Genomic DNA, 26,039 nt, shown 5'->3' on the forward strand with positions numbered 1-26,039 from the left:
AACATGATCTCGTTCAGCCGCTCGACGGACTAAAGTTCCCCTATTCGGTCCCAGGTTCTAGACCCAATTACAGCCACTCAGCCCACTCAAGTGCTATTCGGAAGGGGGCATCCGTTCAGCTGCCAGCGCAGAGCAGTGTTACGCTCCGTAGTATCGTTCGATCTCATCCAACCGGAGCGTGCGCGCTCTGCTGGGCAAATGGATAGTTAGTCTCTGCCGTTCGTCTTCGTTGAAACGAGCGGCCTTCTTTAACAGGTCACGGATCACTCCGCGACCGACGACCCTGTCGCCGCCAAGCCAGCCACTTCCAAGCGCAATCTCAGGTGCTAAGATTAGGAGGCCATAAGCGTCAGGCGCGAGATGCTCGATTACGATGGTGTCCTTTCTGCCGTGATCGCAGCCTGCCCTTATAGCGAGGATCTTTGCTTGGCGACCGGCGGGCCATTGGGACCCAAATCCCGACATTTACGGCGCCATCGCCGCTTTCACAAACCGGACGCTTGTTCAGGTTTGTGGACCCGCTCGACATTCGGCAAGCCTATTGATCGGATCAGGCAAGAGGTGCCTGAGATTCGTCCCTTGCCGCTTCTCTAGCGTGAACTTCGTGAGCGCGCGGAGTCTGAAGATCGTCGATCAAGGCAATACGATCTGCCGCTTCTGCCCGGAAGGATTGACGACGCTGGTTGGGGGAGTACTCCTACAACCAAAATAGGGAGATGGACGTGAAACATTGGCTCGGCATGGTAGCGCTCGCGTTTGGTTCCGCGTTGGCTGCAATTCCGGCCGTGGCGACCGACGCCCCCGGCTCCAATCCGATCATCCGCGATACATTCATCGCCGATCCGGCACCCCTCGTTGTGGGCAACACGCTTTACCTCTACGTCGATCACGACGAGGCCAAGGACGGCGAGATGTTCAATATGAGCGAGTGGCTGGTGTACTCGACGACGGACATGAAGCACTGGACCTCTCATCCTTCAATCCTAAAGATCAGTGATCTCAAATGGGCCAAAAAGGATGCGTGGGCACCGCAGGCCATTGCAAAAAACGGCAAATTCTATCTGTATGTGCCCGCCGAGCATGACGACACCCACCCAGGCAAAGCGATCGGCGTTGCGGTGTCGGACAAGCCGACCGGCCCCTTTAAGGATGCGCGCGGATCGGCGCTGATCACCAACGAAATGACGCCCAAGGGCCAGCATAGCTGGGAAGACATCGATCCCACCGTGCTGACCGACACCGACGGCACGACCTGGATCGCGTGGGGCAATCGCCAGTGCTACATCGCCAAACTGAAGCCGAACATGATCGAACTCGACGGACCGATCCGGGAGATTACCCCACCCTTCTACGTAGAAGGCCCATGGCTGCACCGGCGCGGTAACCTCTATTACCTCACCTATGCCTCCATGGACCCAGCAGCGAAGCCAGGAGCCAAACCCGGGGACGAACACGTGTCCTACGCTACGGCGCCGGCGATCACCGGCCCGTGGACGTTCCGTGGCGAGCTGACGGGACCGGCGAAGAACAGCTTCACCATCCATCCCGGCATCGCCGAGTTCAAAGGCAACTGGTATCTGTTCCTCCACAACGCAGCGCTGACGATCGGTACTCAGAAGGGCGCGCTTGGACGTCGTGCGGTCACCGTAGAACATCTTTATTATAATTCGGATGGCACGATGAAACCGGTAGTCCAGACCGAAGTGGGCGTGTCTGCCCCGCAGCTCAAGCGTCATCGGTGAGGTGTCGCGCAGTTTGCTCGCTGCACGCCGCCCATCCTGCGTTAGTTAAGTGAATGGGGAAGTTTAAGATGACGCGATCTGGTTTGGCCTTGCTTTGTGCCATGGCTGCGATGTCGGTACCGGCCGCAGGCGCGCCACCGCGCCCTACGGCCGCGCGGGCCACCTCGGATCGCACGTGGGTCGCGGCGTGGGGGTATGTCATCTCGCCACCACCGCCCGGTCAGCAGCCCGCCCCTTTCACGCCTCCCGCCGGAGCGGTCGTCCCACTTGGTCCTGCTTCGGCACCGGCCAGCCCGCCCACCCCGCCCCGGCTGCTTGAGAACCCGGGCCAAGTGCCGGTCGACACCGGCACTGGCGATCTCGTCAACGCGACCATCCGGCAGGTGGTTCGCGTCTCCGTCGCAGGAAGCGCAGTTCGGCTGCGGTTGTCGAACGAAGGCGGCGTGGACATGCTTGCGATTGGAGCGATGCACGTCGGGCTTGCGGGGCCGGACGGATCGGTTCTGCCCGGGACCGATCAGATCGTCACCTTCGCCGGTCTGCCTGGCACTAACATCCCGGCCGGAGCGCCGTTGCTGAGTGATCCCATCATGCTCCCCGTGAAGGCGCTCGATAGGCTGGCAATATCGCTGTACGCGCCGGGTCGGCTACCGGTTCGTAACGTGCGAGCGCTGTGGCAGTATGTCGCCGGCCCGAGCGGCGACAGCGGCGCAATGCCGGTTTTGTCTAAGGTCCGCCTTGTGAACGCACCGGTCATCCTCACGCAAGTCGAGGTCGCACCTACTCAGCCGACGAGTGTAGTCGTTGCACTCGGTGACTCGATCACTGAAGGCTATGGCTCGACAAACAATGCCTTCCGCGGCTGGACCGATCGACTGGCCGAGCGATTGGCGGCGCGGCCGGGCCAACAACGCTGGGCGGTGGTGAATGCAGGGATCGGCGGCAATCGCCTGCTCGGCTATGGTGCAGGTCCAAATGCACTAGCGCGGTTCGACCGCGACGTGCTGAGCGTGCCCGGCGTGAAGGCCGTCATCTTGCTCGAGGGGATCAACGATATTGGTCGCAGCTTCAGCCCTCGCGGACCAAGCGATCCGGTAACGGCGGACGCCCTGATCGCGGCGGACAAACAGATTATCGAGCGGGCGCACGAGCACGGCATCCGCGTAATCGGCGCTACGCTCACCCCGTACAAGAACGCTGGTTATGCCAGCGAACGGGGGGAGGCAGTACGACAGGCTCTTAACAGCTGGATCCGGAGTTCGGGTGCCTTCGATGGCGTAATCGATTTTGCGTCGTCGGTCGCTGACAAGACCGATCCCCTAGCGATCGACTCTGCGTTCAACGACGGTGACAAGCTCCACCCGAACGATGCGGGCTATAAAGCCATGGCAGACGCGGTTGACCTGCAAGTTATTACCGGGATGTGAGCTGCTCGCCAGTACCATATTCTCTATCCCTTTACCGCCGTCCGAATTATGGGTCGCCTCTCCCCAGCTGAGATCGGCGGGGCGTTGGTCGCTACGACCCACATCCGGTCATTCGCTGCCTGTTTTTGACCCCCAACTTCGGCCTTCCATTCATGTTTGCGGCATCGCTGGCTTGGGCAAAGGATCGGCGCCTTTCACAAGCTTGGACCACAACGATCGACCGTTCTTAGTCTGAGCCTCCGGTCAGCTTGGGTAACTCAGGCAGATGCGTGGCTTGAAGAGCTCAGATGACCGGCGGTGTCCCGCCGTCGAGCATATATTCCGCGTCTCAGATCGACGCCGCGCGATACGACGTCAGCTATTACCCACGCCGGACACGAGTCCGCATGATGTTGCAAAAATGCAACTGCCATTGAAACTTCGCAATAGAGCGGCTGTCTCCAAATGACAGTCTATTGCGCCGCAGCACAATTTCCGAGACACCCCTGTTGGTTAATAGGGGGCTAGAAACAATGATGAACCGAACCTTGCTGCGCGCTGGCATATGCCTGCCCGCCATGCTTCTAGCTGCGGCTAACGCACACGCGCAGGCGGTAGACGTGGGACCCGCGGCTGCCGCAAGCGCCTCAAACAACGAGGCGGCAGACACGCCCGACGACATAATCGTCACCGGCTCGCGTATTCGCCAGAGCCCGCTCGAACAGCGCTCGCCTGTCGTCACGCTCGATTCTGCTGCGCTTGCGCAAACCGGTCTGACCTCGGTGGCAGACATTCTCCAGCGGCTCCCTAGCGCTGCGGGTGGCCTGAACACGAAGGCGAATAATTCGGGTAATATTGGCAACCCGCAGGATGGCGGCGGTGTCGGCGCCGGCTCGGCCGAGATCGATCTGCGGTACCTGCTTGCCAAGCGGACACTCGTGCTGGTCGACGGGCTTCGTTACGTCAACGGTGCGTCGGCAAGCGGCATTCCCGGCACTGTCGATCTGAACACCATTCCCAACAGTTCGATCGAGCGGATCGAGGTGCTGCAATCGGGCCAGTCGCCGCTGTACGGTTCGGATGCCATTGCCGGCGTCGTCAATATTATTACCAAGGCCAACCAGCAGGGACTGCGCATGTCCGGCCAGTTCGGTACGTATCGCGCAGGGGATGGGCATTCGTATAACGGCGACATCAGCTACGGCGTGAAGGGGCCCAAGACGTCGCTCGTCTTCGGCGGCAGCTATGTGAAGGAAGGCAGCGTCCGCACGAGTGATCGAGGCGGTTCGCAATTCCCCAACCCGGGGCAGACAACCTGCCTCGATCCTCGCGGCGGTTGCTCGGGCGCGGCTCTGGGCGGTCGCATCGTCTTTAACCCCGGCAACGCCGTCCGTCCGCAGGGCGGCACGCTCACGGTTCGCCAGAACGGCCTGACCAGTCGAGGTGTTTACGATCCAACGCTCGTGAGCGGCGATTTCCGCACTTTCACCGCCTCGGACCGGTTCAACTTCTCGCCGTTCAACTATTTCCTGACACCGTCCGAACGCTACGGTGCTTTCGTCAGCTTTAAAGGCGAACTCGGCTCCGGTATCAATCTGCGGGTCAAGACGGTGTACAATCACCGCAACTCGCAAAACCAAGCCGCCTTCCTGCCTCTTAACGTTGGGCCCGATGCGGGAACAGGCACGCTCACCGACCGGATCTCGATCGACGTGACCAATCCCTTCAACCCGTTTGGCGTTACGTTGTCAGCTGGTGGTGCCGGGCAGCCCCCAGCGAACTATGCCTTGGTCGGACGCCGCCTCGTCGAGGCGGGCCAGCGCACTTACAATCAGAGCGTCGATACGATGTCAGTGACTGCAACGCTGGACGGCAAGTTCCAGGTAGGCGGGAAGACGTTCTACTGGGACGTGAACGCGGTTCAGGGCTTCAATGACGCTAAGCAGGTGTTCACGGGCAACATAAATACTCAGCGCCTCGCGCAGGCGCTGGGCCCGCTTTCGCAATGCACCGGCGAGTGCGTGCCGTTCAACATCTTCGGCGGTGCCGGTTCAATCACACCGCAGATGCTGGCCTTTGTTGGCTTCACTGAGCGCGCCAAGAGCAACCAGGAACTACGCGATTACACCGCCAACCTCACGGGTGAACTGTTCGACCTCCCAGCCGGTCCGATCGGGGTCGCGGTCGGCTACGAACATCGCTACCAAAAGGGATCGTTCACCCCCGACGCGTTGATCCAGGCCGGTTTCGGCGCTGACATTCCCGCTCAGGCCGCCAGCGGCGCGTTCAACTCTGACGAGCTCTACGGCGAAATCCGCGTGCCGCTGCTGAAGGACGTGCCGTTCTTCAGTTCGCTGGAAGCCTCGGGCGCGGTTCGCCATGTGAACTATTCAATCAGCGGGAGTAACACCACCTACACCGGTACGGGTCTTTGGAAGCCGGTCCCGGATCTTCTGCTGCGTGCCTCCTATGCTACGGGATTCCGTGCGCCCAGCATCGGCGAGTTGTTCGGCGCGCAGTCGCGGTCCGATATCGGCATTCCCGATCCATGCAGCAACATCGCCGGCTCCCGCTATCAAGCTTCCGCCACGGTGCGGACCAACTGCGCAGCTAACGGCGTTCCCACGAACGGCAGCTATCAGGAACCGACCGGTCAGCTCGGGGTGACGACGGGTGGCAACAGGGCGCTCGCACCGGAAACCTCGAAGACGTGGCTGTTCGGCGGTGTGCTCAGTCCGGCGTTCATGCGTGAGAGCGGTTTTGCCAGCCAGTTCGCGCTGGAAGCCAATTATTACGACATCAAGGTGTCGGGCGCTATCGCCTCGACCAACCCGCAGGTTACGTTGGCACGGTGCTCCGAGGCGGGCGACGCGCTGAGCTGCTCGAACGTGGTGCGCAGCAGCAGCGGCCGCATATCGAGCATCGTCGGCCTGTTGCAGAATATCGGGCAGATCCGCACGCGCGGCATCGACCTGACGCTCAACTATCGTTCACCTCAGACCGGCGCGGGCATCTTCGGCCTGTCTCTGAACGGTAACCACCTCATGAAATACAGCGAGACGACGCCAACCTCGACCGGGTTCAGCGCAATCAGCTATCGCGGCACCACCCGCGGTTCTCCGGACCAGTCCTACCCCAAGTTCAAGGGGACCGGCGTCGTCACCTGGAGCATCGCCGATATCGAGGCGTCGTTCACGGGCCGTTACATCAACCATGTCCGGGAGAACACGGGCGCCCGGCTGGACAACACCTTTTACGGTGACGTGCAGCTGACCTTTTCGCCGGCCTTCCTGGACCGGAAGTTCGATTTCACGGCAGGCGTGCGTAACGTGTTCAACCAGGATCCGCCGGCATGCACGACCTGCACCGGTCCGAACTATGATCCGACCACCTACGATGTCCCGGGGCAGTTCGGCTATTTGCGCCTCTCGTACCGGATGTAAGTCAGCCATCTGATTGTTCAGGTGACCTTCGATGGACTGACCGTACTTCGAGGGAGGACCTCGTTCCTCCCTCGAAGTACGAACGACCTGCATTCGTCCGGCATTTTCTCAAGGAAACAGTTGGCGCGATGTGCGCCTTTCCTTGAACATCAAGCACCGACATGACCGCAACAACGCTTGCTCAAAATGCAATTTTTTGAAGCAGGCAATATCTGCAAAGCGGCAGCGGCTGTTACTTGCAGATCTGCTCCGGATCGGATTCCTTGCCGCGCATCAAGACAGTGATCGGCAATGATGGCGCGGCCGTCAAACGGACTGCCGGGCTCACAATGTGAAAGAAGGGCGACGCAAGATGCGGCTATGGACCTGGATCATCGGCCTGGCGTGCCTTAACGGCATGGCGACGGCACCGGTCGCGGCGACCCCCGATCGCACGCCCCCGCCCGCGGCACTGGTCCGCCTGTTCTACGCGTGGCGCGCAGCGGCTGCACCGCGGCAACGGGATGGCGTCGCAGACTTCAGTTCGGTTGCGCTGGCCGGGCAGGCTGCGGAACTCCGCCGGTTAAAGCATCGCCTCGCCGCCCTCGATCGCGCGGACTGGCGCCCGGCCGCCATCGCCGATGCGGCCCTGATCGAAGCCGAGATGAACGGTCTGGATTTCGATCTGCGGGTGCGCCAGCCTTGGGCGCGCGATCCAAGCTATTACGCCACGGTTTTCGGTGAGGAAAGCGACGTCCCGGCGCATGAAGGACCATCCGCCGATACGATCGATCTGTTCCGCTACCGCTATCCGCTGTCCCCGGGCGACGCCCGCGATCTGACGAGGCGGCTTGCGGGTGTGCCCGTGTTGCTGGCACGTGCTCGGTTCACAATAGCGGACAGCAATGCCGCAGACCTGTGGCGCTACGCCGGTCGAGCGCTGGACGAACAGGCCGAGGTGCTGGCTGCGCTCGCCACAGGCACGCTGACGATGCGGACAATCGATGGGCCGAAGCGGGGCACGCTCGCCGGTGCCGGCGCTCCAGTACGCGCCGCCGCCCTCGCCGCCGAAGCCGCAACCCGCGAATTCGCGCGCTGGGTCGCCGTGCAGGCACCGACGAAGACCGGTCCGTCGGGTGTCGGCAAGGATAACTACGATTGGTATATGAAGCACGTCCAGCTCGTGCCTTATGACTGGGACGAGCAGGTCGTGCTGCTGCAGCGCGAACTCGATCGCGCCTGGGCCGGACTGGCGATGGAACAGGTGCGCAACCGCTCCCTCCCCCCGGCGACCGCGATGGCCGACCCCGCCGCCTATGGCAGCTTCGCGGCCGAGCGGATGAAATACTTCACCAATTTCATCATTGGCGTTGGGTTCGTGCCCGATCGACCCTTTTACCGAGCGGCGCTGGCCGCACAGACTGTCGATTATATCCCGCCGGCAAAGCGCAACTTCTTCCATCACGTCACCGCGCTCGATCCGCGTCCGCTCTACGCGCACGACATCCATTGGGTCGAACTCGCGCGGATCAGGCAGGAACCGCACCCGGACCCGATCAGACGGACGGCACCGCTCTTCAACATCTTTGCTGCGCGTTCGGAAGGGTTCGCCACCGCGTTTGAGGAGCTGACGATGCAGGCCGGCCTGTATGATGATAGCCCACGCGGTCGCGAGCTTGTCTGGATCATGCTCGCCAACCGCGCCGCGCGCGGGCTCGCCTCGCTGCACGTTCAAGCGAACTCCATCGATCTCGCGGCTGCCGGCCGCTTTCACGCCGCATGGACACCGCGCGGCTGGTCAGATCCCGACAACGTGCTCGTCGGCTTCGAACAGCTTCTCTACCTCCGCCAGCCTGGCTACGGTACCAGCTACGTCACGGGCAAACTGCTGCTCGATGCCCGCATCGCTGCATTTTCGCAGGAGGCGGACCGTGCCCATCGTACGCCACCATCTGCCGCCGCAACTCTGTCGGACATCGCAGACCAGGGCATTCTGCCCTGGCCGCTGCTACCGCACCCGTCGGGCGACGCCGCGCAACCTGAAGGGAAGTAAGGTGAGCGAGAATGATGGTGGATTGGGCGGAGCTTACGCCCTGTTTGATTGGCCCGCAGCTTGAGGGACGCCATTGATCGGTAACCCGGACCCGATTTGGGAAGCAAAACTCGCAGCATGATCCATACCCGGACATTCGCAGGATGTTTTGCCTCCCAACTTTTGCCGTTCGTTCACCCCATTAAATACGTTTCCCTACCCACTAGGCAAACCCGACCGAACTCACCAAGGTGCGGTAAAAATGCAACATTATTGCAGATGCGTAGAGGGCAGCGAACTTTCTTATTGCCAGAACCGGGCCACTGTGGCCGTTTGTTGCATGATGACAGCGCATTGAATGACGCTGTCACGACATTCGCAGGGCTGATCAAAAAGCGTTTTCGATACGCCGAAAGCAATCGACGATCGAGGGCAGGAACATCTGGAGAAGGCTCTTGAAGGGCCGGGTTTCTTAAGGGGTTTCAGATGATCAGATACACGACTTCGACCGTCGCATTGGCGGTTGCACTGCTATCCGGCTCTGCCGCTTTTGCGGCCGGATCCGGGACTGCACAGGACGCCGCTACTGCCTCTGCCCAAGACTCAACGCCCCAGGCGGTAGCGCCCGCCGAGGCCGAACCGACGAGTGACATCCTCGTACTCGGTACGCGCCGTACCGACCGTACGCTAGCCAACTCAGCATCCCCCGTCGATATTATCAGTGCGGACGATCTAACCACGCAGCCCGCTGCCAACATGATCGACGCGCTGAAGAACATCGTACCCTCCTTCTACGCAGGCCAGAACTCGATCTCGGATGCGTCGACCTTCGTTCGCTCGCCCTCGCTTCGCGGCCTGTCGGGCGATCAGGTCCTCGTGATGCTGAACGGCAAGCGTTACAACCGATCGGCGCTGGTGCAGGTCTACGGCGGTAGCGACACCGGGCTTGGCCGCGGTGCGCAGGGACCCGACATTTCGGCGATTCCGTCGCTCGCAATCGGCAACCTTCAGGTGCTGCGCGAAGGCGCAACCGCCCAGTACGGCTCCGACGCGATCGCTGGCGTGCTGAACTACGGCCTGCGCCAGGATCAGGGGATAGAACTGGTCGGCCGGGCCGGCCAGTATTACGCTGGCGACGGCGAGAGCTACCAGATCGCTGGCAATGCGGGGCTCAAGGGCGATTGGGGCTTCATCAACGCAACCGGCGAGTATGTCGACGAAGGGCAGACCAGTCGCGGTCGCCAGCGTCCATCGGCGGCCAATTTCGCGCAGAACTTTCCAGCGCTCGCTTCGCAGCTGCCAAACTACCCGCTTCCCGTGCAGATCTGGGGCAACTCCCCCTCCCACGGCTTCAAGTCGGTGCTGAACGCCGCACTGAACGTGACCGCGGACAGCAAGCTCTACTTCTTCGGCAACTTCGCCGAGAGCAAGGGCAACCAGAGCTTCAACTACCGCCCGTCCGTCTCTAGCACTGCGGTCGACACGAACGGCGTGGTGCGCAATCAGGGTGCCAACGGCGCGTTCAACAACACGTTCTTCCTCACCCCCTGCCCGGCTGGCAACGCGACTTGTCCGACCGGAGGCTTCGTACGCGACGGCAACACGTTCCGGTACAGCCAGCTCTACCCCGCGGGCTTTACCCCTCGCTTCGTCGGCAAGACGCAGCAACTCTACGGCGTGCTCGGCTACAAGGGCACGGCTGGCGAGTTCACATACGATCTTTCCGGTACGCTCGCGCGCAACAAGCTGTCCCTGTCGATGTACAACTCGGCCAACTTTTCCTACGGTCCAGCGACAGAGACCAGCTTCGACTTCGGCGATCTGATCCAGAAAGAAGTCAATTTCAACGCTGACTTCACCTATGCGGCCGACCTTGGTCTCGCTGCCCCGCTAACCATCTCGGCTGGCGGTGAATTCCGCAAGGAAACCTACGAGCAGACCGCCGGCGACCTGCAATCCTATAGCGCAGGTCCCTATGCCGTCGCGCAGCAGCTTTATACCCTGACTGCACCGGGCGTTTACACGCCATCGGGTGCGACCGCGGCACAAGGCGTAGGCGCCAGTGGCTATGCCGGCACGAGCCCAGCGACCGCAGGCAAATTCAGCCAGAAGGCCTATGCCGCCTATGTCGGTCTGGAGACGGATCTCACCGAGGCGCTGACCGTCGGCGCAGCGGGCCGATACGAGCATTATAACACGTTCGGCGATGCCTGGGTCGGCAAGGTCAACGCACTCTACAAGTTCGTGGAGGGCCTCTCGGTTCGCGGCAGCTTCGGCACCGGTTTCCACGCACCGTCGCCGGGCCAGTCGAACGTCTCGATCGTCACGACGTCGTTCAACAACGGTGTCGCTTTCCAGGCCGGAACGTACCCGACGAATACCGCGGTCGCGCAATATTACGGGGCCACCAACCTGTCGCCCGAGAAGTCGACCAACTACGGTCTGGGCGTCATCCTGGAACCGGTTCGCGGCATGACCATCACGGTCGACGGATACCGCATCAATCTGCGCAACCGCATTGGCCTGACGTCGCCGTTCATCGTCACGGCAGCGGACCTCGCGGCGCAACCGGCGCTGCTGCCGGTCGGTATCGGTGGTCAGGTTCAGTACTTCACCAACGGCTTCAAGACCCGCACGCAGGGCATCGATGTCGTCGGGACGTACCGGACGAAGCTGAGCGATGCGCTGCTCAACTTCTCGTTGGCGTACAACTACAACGACACCAAGGTCACCGATTACGACGCCCGGATCATCAGCGTCGCACAGCTCATCGATGCCGAAAATCTTGCGCCGAAGCACCGCGTCGTGTTCAATGCGAACTGGTCCCTGGACAATCTGAGCTTCAACGTTCGCGAGAACTATTACAGCTCATTCACCAGTGCTCAGGATTACGGCCAGACCAACGGCGTCGCGAACCAGACGTTCGGCGGCAAGTTCACCACCGATCTGGAACTGAGCTACACCTTCAAATACTTAACTCTGTCCGTTGGCGCTCAAAACTTCACCGACGAGCATCCGGATCGGCTCTCGCCCAACTCAACGGTGCAGATCTATCCGCTCACCGGTGGCACGTCGGACGGTCAGGTCTATCCGCGTAACGGCGGTCCATTCGGCTTCAACGGAGGTTTCTACTACACTCGTCTTCGCGTGAAGATCTGAAATGTCGTGGGGGCGCAATGGCGCCCCCACGATCGTACTTCGTGACGTAGCATGGTGACTGGACTCACTCCTCAGGGCCCCGGTCGTGCACGTCTCGCGTGGAACACTCTCACACGAACACGGGCTCATTACGCGGGAACAAGCAACCACTCAGCCCCCCGCTGGTTTATGGTAAACATCGTCGGCGGCCGGTCCGGTTCATCGCGGGTACTTTCTCGACGAGGCACTATGCTCATCCACGCTGGCTATACCCTGACCTTCGACTGCAACGCCCCGACGCCGGTCATCGCCATGCTCAATCTCCACCCTTCGCGGATGGCAGATTTGCGATCACCCTACGAAATGTCCATCGGCACGGCGACCGATCGGGAAGACTATCGTGATGCGTTCGGCAATATCTGCACCCGCCTGATGCTGCCAACCGGCATGACGACGCTGTCCTGCGACTTCGTCATTGAGGATAGCGGCAAACCCGATCCACAATATCCCGCTGACCAAAAACCGATTGAGGAACTTCCAGCTGAAGTACTGACCTATCTATTGGGCAGTCGGTACTGCGACACCGACCGCCTGACGACAGAGGCTTGGCGCCTGTTCAGCGGAACTGCGTCTGGCGCGCCGCGCGTCCATGCGATCGTTGACTTCGTTCATCAGCATATCACCTACGGGTACTGCTACGCTCGGGCTACAAGGACGGCTTACGAGGCTTATGAGGAACGGGTTGGCGTCTGCCGTGACTTCGCCCATCTCGCGGTCGCCTTGTGCCGCTGTATGAACATCCCGGCGCGCTATTGCAGCGGCTACCTCGGCGACATCGGCGTGCCGCCCGTCGGCGTAGCAATGGATTTCCATGCCTGGTTCGAGGTGTATCTCGGTAATTCATGGCACGCATACGATGCACGGCATCGCATTCCGCGCACCGGCCGCATCTTAATGGCAGTAGGCCGCGACGCGGCGGATACCGCCCTCACCACCGCCTTTGGCTGGGCGCGGCTCATTTGCTTCAATGTTCACACTGACGAGATGTCCGCGGTTTCACTGCGAATTGTATCGCGTCACGCTCCCCTCCTGCCGCACGATGGTATGCTGGAACTCATCGTCTAGTCTAGCGAACCTACCTTGCCCTTTCCTTTTTCTTGCCGAGCTAACTGACCCACTTGCGGTCGTTTAACTCTCGTTCGCCATTCGCTATAAGCGGCCGTTTGTTCATCCACGGTTTGGTAAAAGGTCTCAGTTACCCGGCGACGAACCTCGCGACCAGATTGAAACCGGCTGCGGGAAAGATCTGGCGGACGTGCGTCACCGGCTTGTTGTTTCGCCAGGTCTGTCGCTCCAGCCCCAAGCATGCCGACTCGGCGGTGATCTCCAGATACCCCGAATCATCGCCCGCAAGCCGCGCATAAATACGGTTTTCGGCTTCAGTCCACGGCACGTTATCCAACAGCCAGCTTCCCGGCGCGACCGTTCCGAAGTCGATCTCTTCCGCAGCCGGCACTTCGGTCAGGTTGATAAGCCGGTGCTCGACCGCGAACGGCTTCTCGTCGGCCCAGTGCCGACAGACCAGAGCCAAGAGCATCGTCCCCTTGGGAACGACGATGTCGGGCGCGTTTCCGTCAGCCTTTCGCAAGACCTTCCGGGACAGGAGCTCGATATCGTACCGCGCCCCGCGTCCCTCGACCTCGACGCGCATGTCTGGAATTGCCAGCGCCGCCATGTCGATCCGCTGCGGCGCGACGAACGATCCCGCGCGGCGTCGACGCACGATGAGCCCCGCATCCGACAGCGCGGAAAGCGCTTTGCTGACGGTCATCCGGGCGCAGTCATATTGCGCCATCAGTTCGTGCTCGAAGGGAATCCGATCGCCGGGATTGAGCACACCGGACATGATCCGCTGCTCGATATCGCTGCGTATGCGAATGTGAAGGGGGCGGTCTGCGCCATCGTCGATCTTATTGGCCATCCAGCAACAGTCCTAGCGCGTGTTTGTAGCGTTGCGCCACTTGTTCACGCGCAAAATGCCGACCCTCGCTGACCAGGCGCTGCCCGCGGCGCCAGACACAGTCGATCGCGCCTTGCCCGGCCGCGAATACCCAGCTGTCGAGGATCGCATCACCGTTCCGTCCGGCGAGCGACGGATGCTCGCCATCGAAGCTCACTAGATCCGCGCTTGTGCCCGCGACGAGCCCGGCGACGGGCATGCCGAGTGCCTGTGCACCACCGGCGATCGCCGCGTCGATCATCGCCCGCCCGCTCGATCGCGATGATGCGGCCAGCACGTTGCGCTCCCGCGATACCAGGCGTTGCCCGTATTCCAGCATCCGCAGTTCCCCGCCGGCATCGATCGCGACGTTCGAATCGGATCCCACACCGTACCGTCCACCCTGCGCGGCAAAGGCGTTGGCGGGAAATATGCCGTCGCCCAGATTGGCCTCGGTAACGGGACACAGCCCGACTACCGCGCGACTCGCGACGATCGCCTCGACTTCGGCCGCCGAGACGTGCGTGGCGTGCACGAGACACCAGCGCGCATCGACAGCGAAAGTATCAAAGAGCCACTCGACCGGCCGCCGTCCGCTCCACGCCACGCAGTCCTCGACCTCGCGCACCTGCTCGGCGATGTGCAGGTGAAACGGCGCGTTGGGACGCATCTGCGCAAGAGCCTGGAGGGCATCGGGCGGCACTGCGCGCAGACTATGCGGCGCGATACCGATGATCGCATCGGGGAGCGTCGCGACGGCCGTCTCGGTCGCATCGAGGAGCTTTGCGAACCCGTCGACCGACGACAGGAACCGCCGCTGCCCGGTGGTCGGCGCCTGCCCACCGAACCCAGACGCAGCGTAGAATACCGGCAACACCGTCAGTCCGATCCCGGTAAGGTCGGCCGCGCTTGCCAGGCTGGCTGCCATCGCCCCAACGTCGTCATAGGCAGAGCCCGAAGGCTGGTGATGAACATAGTGGAACTCGCCGGTTCGGGTGAACCCGCTTTCGAGCATCTCGACGAACGCCATGGCCGCGACGGCTTCGAGCAGATCGGGATCGATCCGTGCCGCGAACCGGTACATCAGGTCGCGCCACGTCCAGAAACTGTCGCGCGTACTCCCGCGGCGTTCGGTAAGTCCGGCCATCGCGCGCTGAAAGGCATGGCTATGCAGGTTGGGAACACCCGGCATCGCCGCCCAATGACGTTCATCAACCTCTTGGTACGGCGTGTCGGCGTCGACGGACGCGATCCTGCCGTCCTCGCCGATCGCGATCCGCACGGCCTTCGCCCAACCCTGCGGCAACAACGCCGTCTCAAACCACAATGTCGTCATCACGCACCTCCGTTCCCGATTTCGCTTGCCCGGCAGTAAATGTATAGACATAAAAGATCGAAATCGGGAGTTTCGAAGTGACGAGCTGTGATCGGATCTGGCGCAACGCCCGCCTCGCCACGATGGCAGCGCACGATGGCGATCCGATCGGCATAGTCGAAGACGGCGTTATCGCGGCACGGGACGGTATGATCGTCTACGCTGGCGCCGCGACCGACCCACCGGAGCTGACAGCGACCGAGATCGTCGATTGCGAGGGTCGCTGGATCCTGCCCGGCCTGATCGATTGTCACACCCACCTCGTCTACGCGGGCGATCGCGCGCACGAGTTCGAACAGCGCCTCGGTGGTGTCAGCTATGAGGAGATCGCGCGCGCAGGTGGCGGTATCGCCTCGACCGTAACGGCAACGCGATTGGCAAGCGAGAACGCACTGGTCGAGATCGCGCTGCCGCGGCTCGATGCGTTGCTCGCAGAGGGCGTCACGACCGTCGAGATCAAGTCGGGCTATGGCCTGACGCTCGATCACGAAGCCAAGATGCTGCGCGCAGCGCGGCGGCTCGGCGAACTGCGGCAGGTCGGCGTCCGGACGACGTTTCTCGGAGCACACGCGCTTCCCCCCGAATGGCGCGACGACCCGGACGGTTACATCACTCTGGTCGCCGAACAGATGATTCCAGCGATCGCGAAGGCGGGCCTAGCCGATGCGGTCGACGCGTTCTGCGAGGGTATCGGCTTCTCGGCCGAACAGGTGGCGCGTGTGTTCGATGCCGCCGCGGCTGCGGGCTTGCCCGTCAAGCTCCACGCCGAACAGCTGAGCAACCTCGAAGGGGCGACGCTTGCCGCTTCGTATGGCGCGCTGTCGGCGGATCATCTCGAACACGCCAGCCCGGCTGCGATCGCAGCGATGGCGAAGGCGGGAACGGTCGCGGTGCTGTTGCCCGGTGCATTCTACTTCACTCGCGAAGAACGCCGCCCCCCGATCGCCGAGTTGCGCGCGGCAGGCGTACCGATGGCGATCGCGACCGACTGCAATCCGGGCACGTCCCCCCTCACTTCGCCGTTGCTGGCGATGAACATGGCCGCGACGTTCTTCCGCATGACCGTCCCCGAATGCCTGGCGGGCGTCACACGCGAAGGAGCACGTGCGCTCGGCCTGCTCGACCGCATCGGCACGATCGAGGCCGGCAAGCAGTGCGACCTGTCGATCTGGTCTATCGAGCGCCCGGCGGAACTTGTCTACCGGATCGGCGCCAATCCGCTCCATTCCCGCATCGTGAAAGGCCGACATGTCCGTTGAACTCATACCGGGCGCCGTCTCGCTCGATCAGTGGCACAACATCTACCGCGGTGCCGCGGTGACGCTCGACCCCGCCTGCCTGGACGCGGTCCGCGCTTCGGCCGCGGTGATCGAGCGGATCATCCAGGGCGATGCGCCGGTGTACGGCGTCAATACCGGGTTCGGCAAACTCGCGTCGATCCGCATCGCGACGGGCGACCTTGCCGAACTTCAGCGCAATATCGTGCTGTCGCATGCCGCGGGCACCGGCGAACCTACCGCCAAGCCCGTGGTCCGGTTGATGATGGCGTTAAAGATCGCCAGCCTCGGCGTTGGTGCGTCGGGCATTCGGGAAAGCACGCTGACGATGCTCGCCGAGATGCTGGCGCGTGACCTGATCCCGGTAATCCCAGCGCAGGGATCGGTCGGCGCGTCGGGCGATCTCGCGCCGCTCGCGCACATAACCACGACGATGATGGGCGTGGGCGAGATCTTCGATGGCGACATGCCCCGCCCTGCTGCCGAGATGCTGGAGCGCGCCGGCCTGACGCCGGTGACGCTGGCCGCGAAGGAAGGCCTCGCACTGCTCAACGGCACGCAATTTTCGACCGCGCAAGCGCTGGCGGGGCTGTTCGAGGCGGAGCGCGTATTCGCTGCGGCGCTGGTGACGGGCGCGCTGTCGACCGAGGCTGCGCGCGGATCGGATACGCCGTTCGACCCGCGCATCCACGCGCTGCGCGGTCATGCCGGGCAGCGTGAGGTCGCGGCGACGCTGGCGACGCTGATGGACGGCTCGGCGATCCGCGCCTCGCACCGCGAAGACGATCCGCGCGTGCAGGATCCGTATTGCCTGCGCTGCCAGCCGCAGGTGATGGGCGCGGTGCTCGATCTGCTGCGCCAGGCCGCGACGACGCTCGCGATCGAGGCAAACGGCGTCTCCGACAACCCGCTGGTATTTCCGGAGGACGGATCGGTGCTGTCGGGTGGCAATTTCCACGCCGAGCCCGTCGCCTTCGCTGCGGACATGATCGCGATGGCGATCTGCGAGATCGGATCGATCTCCGAACGCCGCACCGCGATGCTGGTCGACCCCGCACTGTCGGGACTTCCTGCGTTCCTCACGCCCCGCCCCGGCCTCAATTCGGGGTTCATGATCCCGCAGGTCACGGCCGCCGCCTTAGTCTCGGAGAACAAGCAGCGCGCCTATCCGGCCAGCGTCGACTCGATCCCGACGTCGGCGAACCAGGAGGACCATGTGTCGATGGCCGCACACGGCGCGCGGCGGTTATCGCCAATGGCGCTCAACGCCGCAGCGGTGGTCGCGATCGAGCTGCTCGCGGCGGCTCAAGGTTGCGATTTCCATGAGGGGATGCGCTCCAGTGCGCCGCTAGAGGCAATGCGAGCACGGTTGCGCAGCGAAGTACCAACGCTCGACACCGATCGCTACTTCGCACCCGACATCGAGGCCGCGGTGGCCATGGTCCGCAGCGGGGTTCTGGCGAACATTGTCATGGCAAGCGGCGTGGTACTGCCCGGGTTGGCGGCATGAGCCTCGACTGGCTGACCGTGCAGCGCGGCCACGCGCCGTTGCTGGTCGCGATCCCGCATGCCGGCATCACCATTCCCGAGGAGATCGAAGCGCGGTTCGTTTCTCCCTGGCTCGCACGGAAGGACGCGGACTGGTGGATTGACCGGCTTTATGCGTTCGCATCGGAGCTCGGCGCGACGATCGTGTCGACCGCTATGTCGCGCTCGGTGATCGATGTGAACCGCGATCCGTCGGGGGCGTCGCTCTATCCCGGCCAGGCGACCACCGAGCTATGCCCGACGACGACCTTCGATGGCGAGCCACTCTACCAAGCTGGCATGACACCCGACGATGTGGCCATCGCCGATCGCAAGACACGGTGGTTCGCACCGTATCATGCCGCGATCGAACAGGAACTTGCACGGTTGCGCACCGCGCATGACCGCGTCGTGATCTACGACGCGCACTCGATCCGCAGCCATGTCGGCCGGCTGTTCGAGGGCGAACTGCCGCAGTTCAATATCGGCACCAATGGCGGTACAACCTGCGCCGAGGCTTTGCGCCACCGGGTCGCCGCGATCTGCGCCGATAGCGGGCATAGCCATGTCGTCGACGGGCGGTTCCGCGGCGGCTGGACCACGCGTCACTATGGCCGACCGCACAACGGCATCCACGCGGTCCAGATGGAGCTCGCGACGCGCGGCTATCTCGACGAGCCGGCCGAATTCACCCCCGCCAGCTGGCCCACCCCGATCGGGCCACAGGCGAACGGCTTGCGCATCATCCTGCGCGATATTTTGCAAGACTGCATCGACTGGACAAGGAACCCGGACGCGTGACCGATCGCATCGACAATAGCCGCTCCATCCGCGCCGCGCACGGCACCGAACTGACCGCGAAAAGCTGGCTGACCGAAGCGCCGCTGCGGATGCTGATGAACAATCTCGACGCCGGCGTCGCCGAGCGCCCCGAGCAGCTCGTCGTGTATGGCGGGATCGGGCGCGCCGCGCGCAACTGGCAGGCGTATGATGCGATCGTCGCGACCCTGGAACGGCTAGAGGCGGACGAAACGCTGCTGGTGCAGTCGGGAAAGCCGGTCGGCGTGTTCCGTACGCATGCCGACGCGCCACGGGTGCTGATCGCCAATTCCAACATCGTGCCGCACTGGGCGACCTGGGACAAATTCCACGAACTCGATCGCGCCGGGCTGATGATGTACGGCCAGATGACCGCCGGCAGCTGGATCTATATCGGCACGCAGGGCATCGTCCAGGGCACTTACGAGACTTTCGTCGAGATGGGCCGCCAGCATTACGACGGCGACCTGACCGGCCGCTGGATCCTGACGGGCGGGCTCGGCGGCATGGGTGGCGCGCAGCCGCTGGCCGCGGTCATGGCGGGCGCATCGTGCCTCGCGGTCGAATGCCAGCCGAGCCGGATCGAGATGCGGCTGAGCAACGGCTATCTCGACGCGCGCGCCGATACGCTCGATCAGGCGCTGGCGATGCTCGACGGGGCCAAGGCCGCGCGGAAGCCGATCTCGGTAGGGCTGCTCGGCAATGCCGCCGACGTCTTCGCCGAGATCCACGCGCGCGGCATCCGTCCCGATGCGGTGACGGACCAGACGTCCGCGCATGATCCGATCAACGGATACCTGCCGCAAGGCTGGACGCTCGATCAGTGGCTACGGATGCGGCAGAGCGATCCGAAGGCGGTCGAGGCCGCGGCACGTGCGTCGATGGCGGTGCAGGTCCGTGCGATGCTTGCCTTCTGGAAGGACGGCGTGCCGACCGTCGATTACGGCAACAACATCCGCCAAATGGCGCTGGAAGAAGGTGTCGCGGACGCGTTCGCGTTCCCCGGTTTCGTCCCCGCCTATATTCGCCCGCTGTTCTGTCGTGGCATCGGCCCGTTCCGCTGGGTCGCGTTGTCGGGCGATCCCGAGGACATCTACAAGACCGACGCCAAGGTGAAGGAACTGCTTCCCGACAACAAGGATCTTCACCGCTGGCTCGACATGGCACGCGACCGTATCCAGTTTCAGGGCCTGCCCGCGCGGATCTGCTGGGTCGGTCTCGGCGATCGTCACCGGCTCGGACTCGCCTTCAACGAGATGGTCGCGAACGGTGAATTAAAAGCGCCGGTAGTGATCGGTCGCGATCACCTCGATTCCGGCTCGGTCGCCTCCCCCAATCGCGAGACGGAAGCGATGCGCGACGGATCGGACGCGGTCAGCGACTGGCCGCTACTCAACGCGCTACTCAACACCGCGAGTGGCGCGACCTGGGTGTCTCTGCATCATGGCGGCGGCGTCGGCATGGGCTTTTCGCAGCATTCGGGGATGGTGATCGTCGCGGACGGCACGCCCGACGCGGCGCGCCGGCTTGAGCGCGTGCTGTGGAACGACCCGGCAACGGGAGTAATGCGTCATGCGGATGCGGGCTACGACATCGCGGTCGATTGCGCACACGAACAGGGCCTCGACCTGCCGGGGATCACGCGCTGATGGTTCCACGGCTGCTCCGCGCAGACGAGCGCGTGGCGCAGCCGTGGCGCAACGGTGGCGGGCTGACGCGCGAGGTCGCAGGCAATCCGGGCGACGATTTCGGCTGGCGCATCAGTGTAGCCGAGATTGCTGAAAGCGGTCCCTTTTCGCGTTTCGAAGATTGCGATCGTACGCTGGTCCTGCTCGACGGCGGGCCGGCCACACTTGGCGACGCGCGACTCGAGGCAGGCGACATGCTCGTCTTCTCGGGCGACGAACCGATCGCTGCGGCGATCTCGAGACCTGCGACCGCTTTCAACGTCATCACAAGACGCGGTCGCTTTCATCACCAAGTGGCCCGCCACGTGGCCGGCGATCCACGGCCGATGCTGATCTTCGCACTCTCGGACGGGGTATGCATCGACGGGATCGCGTTAGGGCGCCACGACGCGGTGCTGATCGATCGTGAAAACGCGCCAGCGGTGTCGGGGGACACGCTGGCGGTATATCTTACCGAATCCTGAGCCCATCCGTCATCCCAGCGAAAGCTGGGATCTCGCGGTTCGAGTACGACTGGGGGCGCTCCTTTACGAAGCGCCCCGACCCCATCAATGCGCGCCCTCGGGATACAGCAGGTTGAACATCAGCTTGTACGTGCCGTGGCTCTGCCCGCGCCACTGCGGCTTGAACCCGTAGAGGTAGATCTTGCCCTTCCCATAAGGCACTTCCATCGCCGCGGCCTTGCCCTGGATCGCTTCGGGGTGGAGCAGCACGCCGCTACGCAACGGGTTGCCGGTCTTCGCATAGGAGGCCAGCACCCGACCGGTGAACCCGGCCTTGGGCGTGAACGCCGGTCCACCCTCGAACATCACGATCGGGTCCACTGGCATCCCCGCACTCGCGCGCGTCCCCCGTGCGAGATCGACGGCCAGCAGCGCGCCCGAACAGAAGAATGTGTCGCTCGACACGCCCTTCAGGATGTTGGTCACCGGCAGGTCGAACAGGTCGATGACCGCGTCCGATGAATTGTTAAACGCGACCAGCGTCCCGCCATCGCGGACGAAGCGCTTCAACTGCTCGCCGCCATCCTCGCCGATCCCGCCGGCATATTGTGCAGGGACGTCGTCGGGCGAGATGCCGTTGACCAGCGATCCGACCGATCCGGTGCGCCTTGGCTTCGGCGCGTCCTTCGGCTTGCCATCGGGGCGTTCGCGGCCGCCGATATCGGGCAGCACGATCGTGTCGAACCTGCCCGCCAGCGCGCCCTTCTTCACGTCGGCGTTATACAGGCTGGTGGGGGCAAACGCGTACTTTTCGAGGATCCAGCGCGTCCAGCCCTCGTCGATGTTCGATCCCCATGGTCGATACAGCGCGACGCGGCCCTTGTGCACGCTAGCCCCATTTACTGGAGCAGCCGGCATTGCGGTCACCGCGATCCGGTTGTCGGTCGCGATCTTCGTCATCTGCGTGGCACCGAGCCCAGATACGATGATCGCATCCTCGGGCGCCCCGCCCGGCGTCAACGCAGCGGTTGTGAAACGCGCCTTGGCACCGCTCGCCAGTGCGGCATTGAGCGCCTTGTAGCTCGCATTGACCGATCGGCTGAACGCATAGGCCGTCCCGCTGCCACTGACCGTCCCGGCGGGCGCATCCGCACTCGCGACCTTGCTCAGCGCCGCCATTGCATCGGCATCCACCGGCTGCGCGATCCGATCGAGCTTCACGCCCATCTGCATCGGCAGGGTCCACCCCGTCACGTCATAGGGCAGGTTCACCGGCTTGCCGCCGCCGTCCAGGATCGCATCCGGGTATTTCTGTGGTTCGAACAATTCGGTCGTAAGCCCGGCGAACGGCTGGTTGGTCAGCACTACGAACGAGCCCGCCGGATAGGTCTTGCCACCGAACGCCGCCGGACGCGTCAACTGGTGAACGTCCAGCCCATGCGCGATCATCAACTGCGCCAGCGATGCCGCCTCGGGCATGTCCGCCTGACCCGACGGGATCACATAAGCCGACGGGCCATCCGCGGCATAGTTGCGGATCGTGTCGCGCCCGGCCTGATAGCGATTGTAAAGCAACGTTTCGCGGTATTTCTGCGCGGTCTCCAGTACCGACATCGAGGCGGTGACCATATAGTCGACCGAGTCCTTCAGATGCCATTCGCCACCTTTCCAGGGGTGCGGGTACATGATCTGCGCCTTCAGATCCTGCGTGTTCTTGGGGAAGTCCTCGACCTTGTACGTCTTCGGCGTCGCGCTGTCGTGCGCGGTCTCGGTGAAGAACGAGATCGTGTTGCGGAAGACGTGGATGTAATCGAGGAAGCCCGCATACCAATTGTCGAACCGCGCCTCGGCGATCGCCCCCGGTTTCTGCTCCTTCTCGAACCGCGCCATCATGTTGGTGCCGATCGCGTTGGTCCAGATCCGCATGTACGGGCTGATGTTAGACGACACCGGATCGGCGAACGGCGGCACCCAGATCCGCGCGGGGAACGGCGCCGTCTGGTGCTGAGAATACCAGATGATCGGCGAATACGTCTGCTCGACGCGGTTGATCGCCTGCGTCTCGGTCATGTTGAGCATGTAGCCGTCGCGATTGTTATCGTGACCGACATAGTCCTGGTACAACCAGGGCATGTGGCTCGTCTCGTATTTGGTGCCACGGTTTTTGCGATACCAGTCGACGATCATGTCCTGCCCATCGGGGTTCAGCGTCGGCCACAGCACCAGGATCACGTCGTTCAGGATCGTGTCGATCTCCGCGTCGTTCTTCGCCGACAGCAATTTGTACGCGAGCGCCAGCGGCAACTGGTGATCTGCCACTTCGCTCGCATGCATCCCGCCATCGATATGGACGATGATCTTGCTGCTGGCCGCGAGCTTTTTCGCCTGCTCGTCGGTCAGCCCGCGCGGATCGCCCAGCCGCCGCGATATATCGGCATAGCGTTCGAAATTGCGGACGTTGTCGGGCGACGAGATCACCGCATAGGTCAGCGTCTTGCCCTGCGTCGACTTGCCCGCCTCGAACAGGCGGATGCGATCGGATGCCTTGGCGAGCGCCTGGAAATAACGAACCGCATCCTCGTAGTTGGCGAGGTAGTAATCGTCGCCGGGATCATGCCCCAGTACCGACTTCGCGGTCGGCACGGTGTCGGCCATCGCAGGGGCCGCCGCCACCAGCGCAGTCGTGACCAAAAGAACGCGGGCGGCACGGGAAAGGGTCGTTCGCATAGGGTTGGGTGTCCTGGTGTTGGCCGGCGCTGGCGCCGCGTCTGGGAAAGGATCGAAGGCAATGAATGTCAGGGCACGTCCTTGCGCGCGATCGCCAGCGGATCGGGTTCGCCTGCGAATGCCGCACGCAGGAAGCCGAACATACGCCGGCGAAGGTCGACGCCGTGCCACGGCTCCTGGCTCGCGAGGGCGCGGAAATTGCCGCCGGTCTCGCCGTGACCCTCGCGTGGATAGACGGCAAGCGCGACCGGCGCGCCGCTCTGCTTGAGCGCACGCCACATCTCGAGCGACTGGCCCAGCGGATCGGTGACGTCCTCGCTCCCCTGCAACAGCAGGAACGGCGTCTTCGCGTTGCCTGCCGTCGAAAGCGGACTCTGCCGCCAGACATCGGCAAAGTTCAGCCAGGGCTTTCCGTAATACCAGCGATCGTAATAGGTCCCGTTCTCGGTGCCGTATTCGCTGAACTGGTCGATCACTGGCGCACCCGAGACGATCGCCTTGAACCGGTCGGTCTTGCCGACGACGAAGCCCGCCATCTCGCCGCCATAGCTATAGCCGATCAGCGCCATCCGATCGGGATCGAGCGGATGCTCTTTCAGCATCGCGTCGACGCCGGTCATGATGTCGCGGTAATCGGCACCGCCGAGGTCGTTCTTGTTCGCCGCCAGGAACTTGGCACCATAGCCCGTACTGCCGCGGATATTGGGTTGCAGCACCGCCCAGCCCTCCGCGACGAGCATCTGGACGAGGTTATTGTAATCGTCCGCGAACCGCCCGGCGGGGCCGCCATGGATACTCACCACCAGCGGCACCCTCGTTCCCGGTGCGACCGTCGGCATGTACAAGGCAGCCTCGATCGTCAGGCCTTCGTTCTGCCAATGGACGATCTTCGACTGGACCTTCGGCCAGCGCGCCGGAACGAGTGCGGGGATCGCGAGCGGCGTTGCCTTGCCGCCGGGTTTTGGCGTGACGGCCACGGCCATCGGCAGTGTTGGTCCGCTCGTCGTCATCGCCCAAGCGGTCTGCCGTGCATTGGCGACCAGCGTACCGACGATCGGTTGATCGGCGTCGAGCCAGGTCACGGCGCCGGTGCGTGTCGACATGCGCGCTGGGCGACTGCGCATATGCCGCGCGATCGTCATGATGAGGTCGCCATCGGGCAGGATCGTGAAGTCGTTCGACAGCGCGCCATCGAAGCCACGCGTGAGGTTGCGCGGCGTGCCGCCCGCGACATCGCGAACGAACAGATCGACGCAGCCGCTCGGCGCATCGTCCTCGCATGTGTCGGCATACACGATCCGCTGACGCCCCGGCAGGAACGCCGGATCACGCACCGTTCGCGGCAGGTCGATGCGGGTCGCGCCGAGGGTTTGGGGATCGACGCGCCACACCGTCGCATCGGGACCGACCTCGTCATGATCCGGATCGGTGGTGACCAGCATGTCCGCGCTGTCGAACGACCAGCCAAGCGAATCGAACGCGCCATCGATCTTCACGTCCCGCGCGACGGCGGAGGCAGGATCGATCAGGAACAGGTGCGTGCGGTGGTCGTCCTCGCCGTGGCTATAGCCGTCATCCTTGCGAGCCTTGCGTACCTTCACCGCGGCGCTTTCGGGATCGGCGGCCCAGAGCGCCAAATATTTGCCGTCGGGCGAAAACGCATATCCTGCCACCGACAGCGCACCGTCGATCGCCTTGCCCTGCCAGTGGCTGGTCACCTGTCCGGCGGCATCGCGCGCGATCTGGAGCCGTTCGGGCTCGCCGCCGCCCAGCGGCAATCGAAACAGCGATTTCGTCCCTTCGCGGTGGGCGATGAAGTAGACCGCGCTCCCATCGGGCGAGAACTGCCCCGCCGTTTCGCCACCACGATCGGTCGATGCGCTGAAGGTCAGTTGCCGCGGCGAGCGCTTATCTTGCAGCAGCCACAAATGCGGACGTCCGCCATCCGCGGTTGTGTCGGTAATCCCCGTGAGCACCTGCTTGCCGTCCGGCGACAGCGACAGACCGCGAAGGCCGCGAACCTGCGTCCGCACCTCGTCGTTCATTGGAAACGACATCGGCGATCCGTTGCCACTCACGGTCTGACCGTCTGCGGGCAACACGCTGCCCACTGCCGCAGCCAGCGCAAAACTCAGCTTGGCGCCATACCGCGCTCCCTGCCCCGTCCGCATCGTCGTCTCCCCGATCGTCGCCCAAGCCCGATGCGAATGTCTATCGAGTCGAAACAAATGTCTATACAAAAAGATTGTATAATCATGTTGCGTCGCAATATGGGACGTAAACGAGCGCGTAACCCTCTGAAAAGGTAATTCTCGATCAGGTTGATTATTCGTATTGCAACATTCAAAATCGATGTTACCAATATGTCTATACAAAACAGAAGTCGATGTGGATACCAAATCTGCACGGACGCCGCAGGGGGAGAGGTACACAACAAGGGGACC

15 protein-coding genes are annotated in these 26,039 nt (G+C 63.1%); 11 read left to right on the forward strand and 4 right to left on the reverse strand.

The window, feature by feature from the left end:
- The first annotated feature begins 683 nt into the window (after positions 1-683).
- The 6 genes from U1708_RS16255 to U1708_RS16280 all read left to right on the forward strand — a co-directional run bounded on the left by U1708_RS16255 (position 684) and on the right by U1708_RS16280 (position 12,865).
- A complete protein-coding gene (locus U1708_RS16255) occupies positions 684-1,742 on the forward strand; it encodes a glycoside hydrolase family 43 protein (RefSeq protein WP_332746901.1) in 1,059 nt (352 codons plus the stop codon).
- A 332-nt stretch (positions 1,743-2,074) separates the two neighbouring features.
- Complete coding sequence (locus U1708_RS16260) at positions 2,075-3,169, forward strand: SGNH/GDSL hydrolase family protein (protein ID WP_332746903.1); 1,095 nt, start codon at positions 2,075-2,077, stop codon at positions 3,167-3,169.
- A gap of 599 nt (positions 3,170-3,768) precedes the next feature.
- The gene (locus U1708_RS16265) at positions 3,769-6,591 is read left to right on the forward strand and encodes a TonB-dependent receptor domain-containing protein (RefSeq protein ID WP_332746905.1); all 2,823 of its coding nucleotides are present in this window, start codon (positions 3,769-3,771) and stop codon (positions 6,589-6,591) included.
- 352 nt (positions 6,592-6,943) lie between these two features.
- A complete protein-coding gene (locus U1708_RS16270) occupies positions 6,944-8,623 on the forward strand; it encodes a DUF885 family protein (RefSeq protein WP_332746907.1) in 1,680 nt (559 codons plus the stop codon).
- A 465-nt stretch (positions 8,624-9,088) separates the two neighbouring features.
- Positions 9,089-11,761, forward strand: a complete 2,673-nt coding sequence (locus U1708_RS16275) for a TonB-dependent receptor plug domain-containing protein (RefSeq protein WP_332746909.1) — start codon at positions 9,089-9,091, stop codon at positions 11,759-11,761.
- Positions 11,762-11,989: 228 nt separating this feature from the next.
- A complete protein-coding gene (locus U1708_RS16280) occupies positions 11,990-12,865 on the forward strand; it encodes a transglutaminase-like domain-containing protein (RefSeq protein ID WP_332746911.1) in 876 nt (291 codons plus the stop codon).
- 130 nt (positions 12,866-12,995) lie between these two features.
- Here the strand turns inward: U1708_RS16280 and hutC are convergent, their stop codons facing one another.
- The gene (gene hutC / locus U1708_RS16285; protein ID WP_332746913.1) at positions 12,996-13,721 is read right to left on the reverse strand and encodes a histidine utilization transcriptional repressor HutC; all 726 of its coding nucleotides are present in this window, start codon (positions 13,719-13,721) and stop codon (positions 12,996-12,998) included.
- Positions 13,711-15,075, reverse strand: coding sequence for a formimidoylglutamate deiminase (locus U1708_RS16290; protein ID WP_332746915.1), 1,365 nt, complete (start codon positions 15,073-15,075; stop codon positions 13,711-13,713). Before U1708_RS16290 ends, hutC begins: the two co-directional genes overlap by 11 nt.
- Before the next feature lie 122 nt (positions 15,076-15,197).
- Here U1708_RS16290 and hutI point away from each other — a divergent pair, with 122 nt between their 5' ends.
- The 5 genes from hutI to U1708_RS16315 are packed head-to-tail and all read left to right on the forward strand — an operon-like array spanning position 15,198 to position 20,889.
- On the forward strand, positions 15,198-16,373 hold the full coding sequence (gene hutI / locus U1708_RS16295; RefSeq protein WP_332746955.1) for an imidazolonepropionase: 1,176 nt from the start codon (positions 15,198-15,200) through the stop codon (positions 16,371-16,373).
- Positions 16,363-17,901 (forward strand): histidine ammonia-lyase, encoded by a 1,539-nt coding sequence (gene hutH, locus U1708_RS16300; RefSeq protein WP_332746917.1) that lies wholly within the window; start codon positions 16,363-16,365, stop codon positions 17,899-17,901. Before hutI ends, hutH begins: the two co-directional genes overlap by 11 nt.
- Positions 17,898-18,719: an N-formylglutamate deformylase gene (gene hutG / locus U1708_RS16305; RefSeq protein ID WP_332746919.1), complete on the forward strand. Its 822-nt coding sequence runs from the start codon at positions 17,898-17,900 to the stop codon at positions 18,717-18,719. The genes hutH and hutG overlap by 4 nt, the downstream gene beginning before the upstream one ends.
- A complete protein-coding gene (gene hutU, locus U1708_RS16310; RefSeq protein WP_332746921.1) occupies positions 18,716-20,386 on the forward strand; it encodes a urocanate hydratase in 1,671 nt (556 codons plus the stop codon). Before hutG ends, hutU begins: the two co-directional genes overlap by 4 nt.
- Positions 20,386-20,889: a HutD/Ves family protein gene (locus U1708_RS16315; RefSeq protein ID WP_332746923.1), complete on the forward strand. Its 504-nt coding sequence runs from the start codon at positions 20,386-20,388 to the stop codon at positions 20,887-20,889. Before hutU ends, U1708_RS16315 begins: the two co-directional genes overlap by 1 nt.
- 84 nt (positions 20,890-20,973) lie before the next feature.
- On the opposite strand, the gene U1708_RS16320 is transcribed toward U1708_RS16315, so the two are convergent.
- Positions 20,974-23,595, reverse strand: coding sequence for a M14 family metallopeptidase (locus tag U1708_RS16320; protein WP_332746925.1), 2,622 nt, complete (start codon positions 23,593-23,595; stop codon positions 20,974-20,976).
- A gap of 68 nt (positions 23,596-23,663) precedes the next feature.
- Positions 23,664-25,766 (reverse strand): S9 family peptidase, encoded by a 2,103-nt coding sequence (locus U1708_RS16325; RefSeq protein ID WP_332746927.1) that lies wholly within the window; start codon positions 25,764-25,766, stop codon positions 23,664-23,666.
- Positions 25,767-26,039: the final 273 nt, after the last annotated feature.

This window comes from Sphingomonas arabinosi, assembly GCF_036663715.1.
In the GTDB taxonomy this organism is placed as follows: Bacteria; Pseudomonadota; Alphaproteobacteria; order Sphingomonadales; family Sphingomonadaceae; genus Sphingomonas.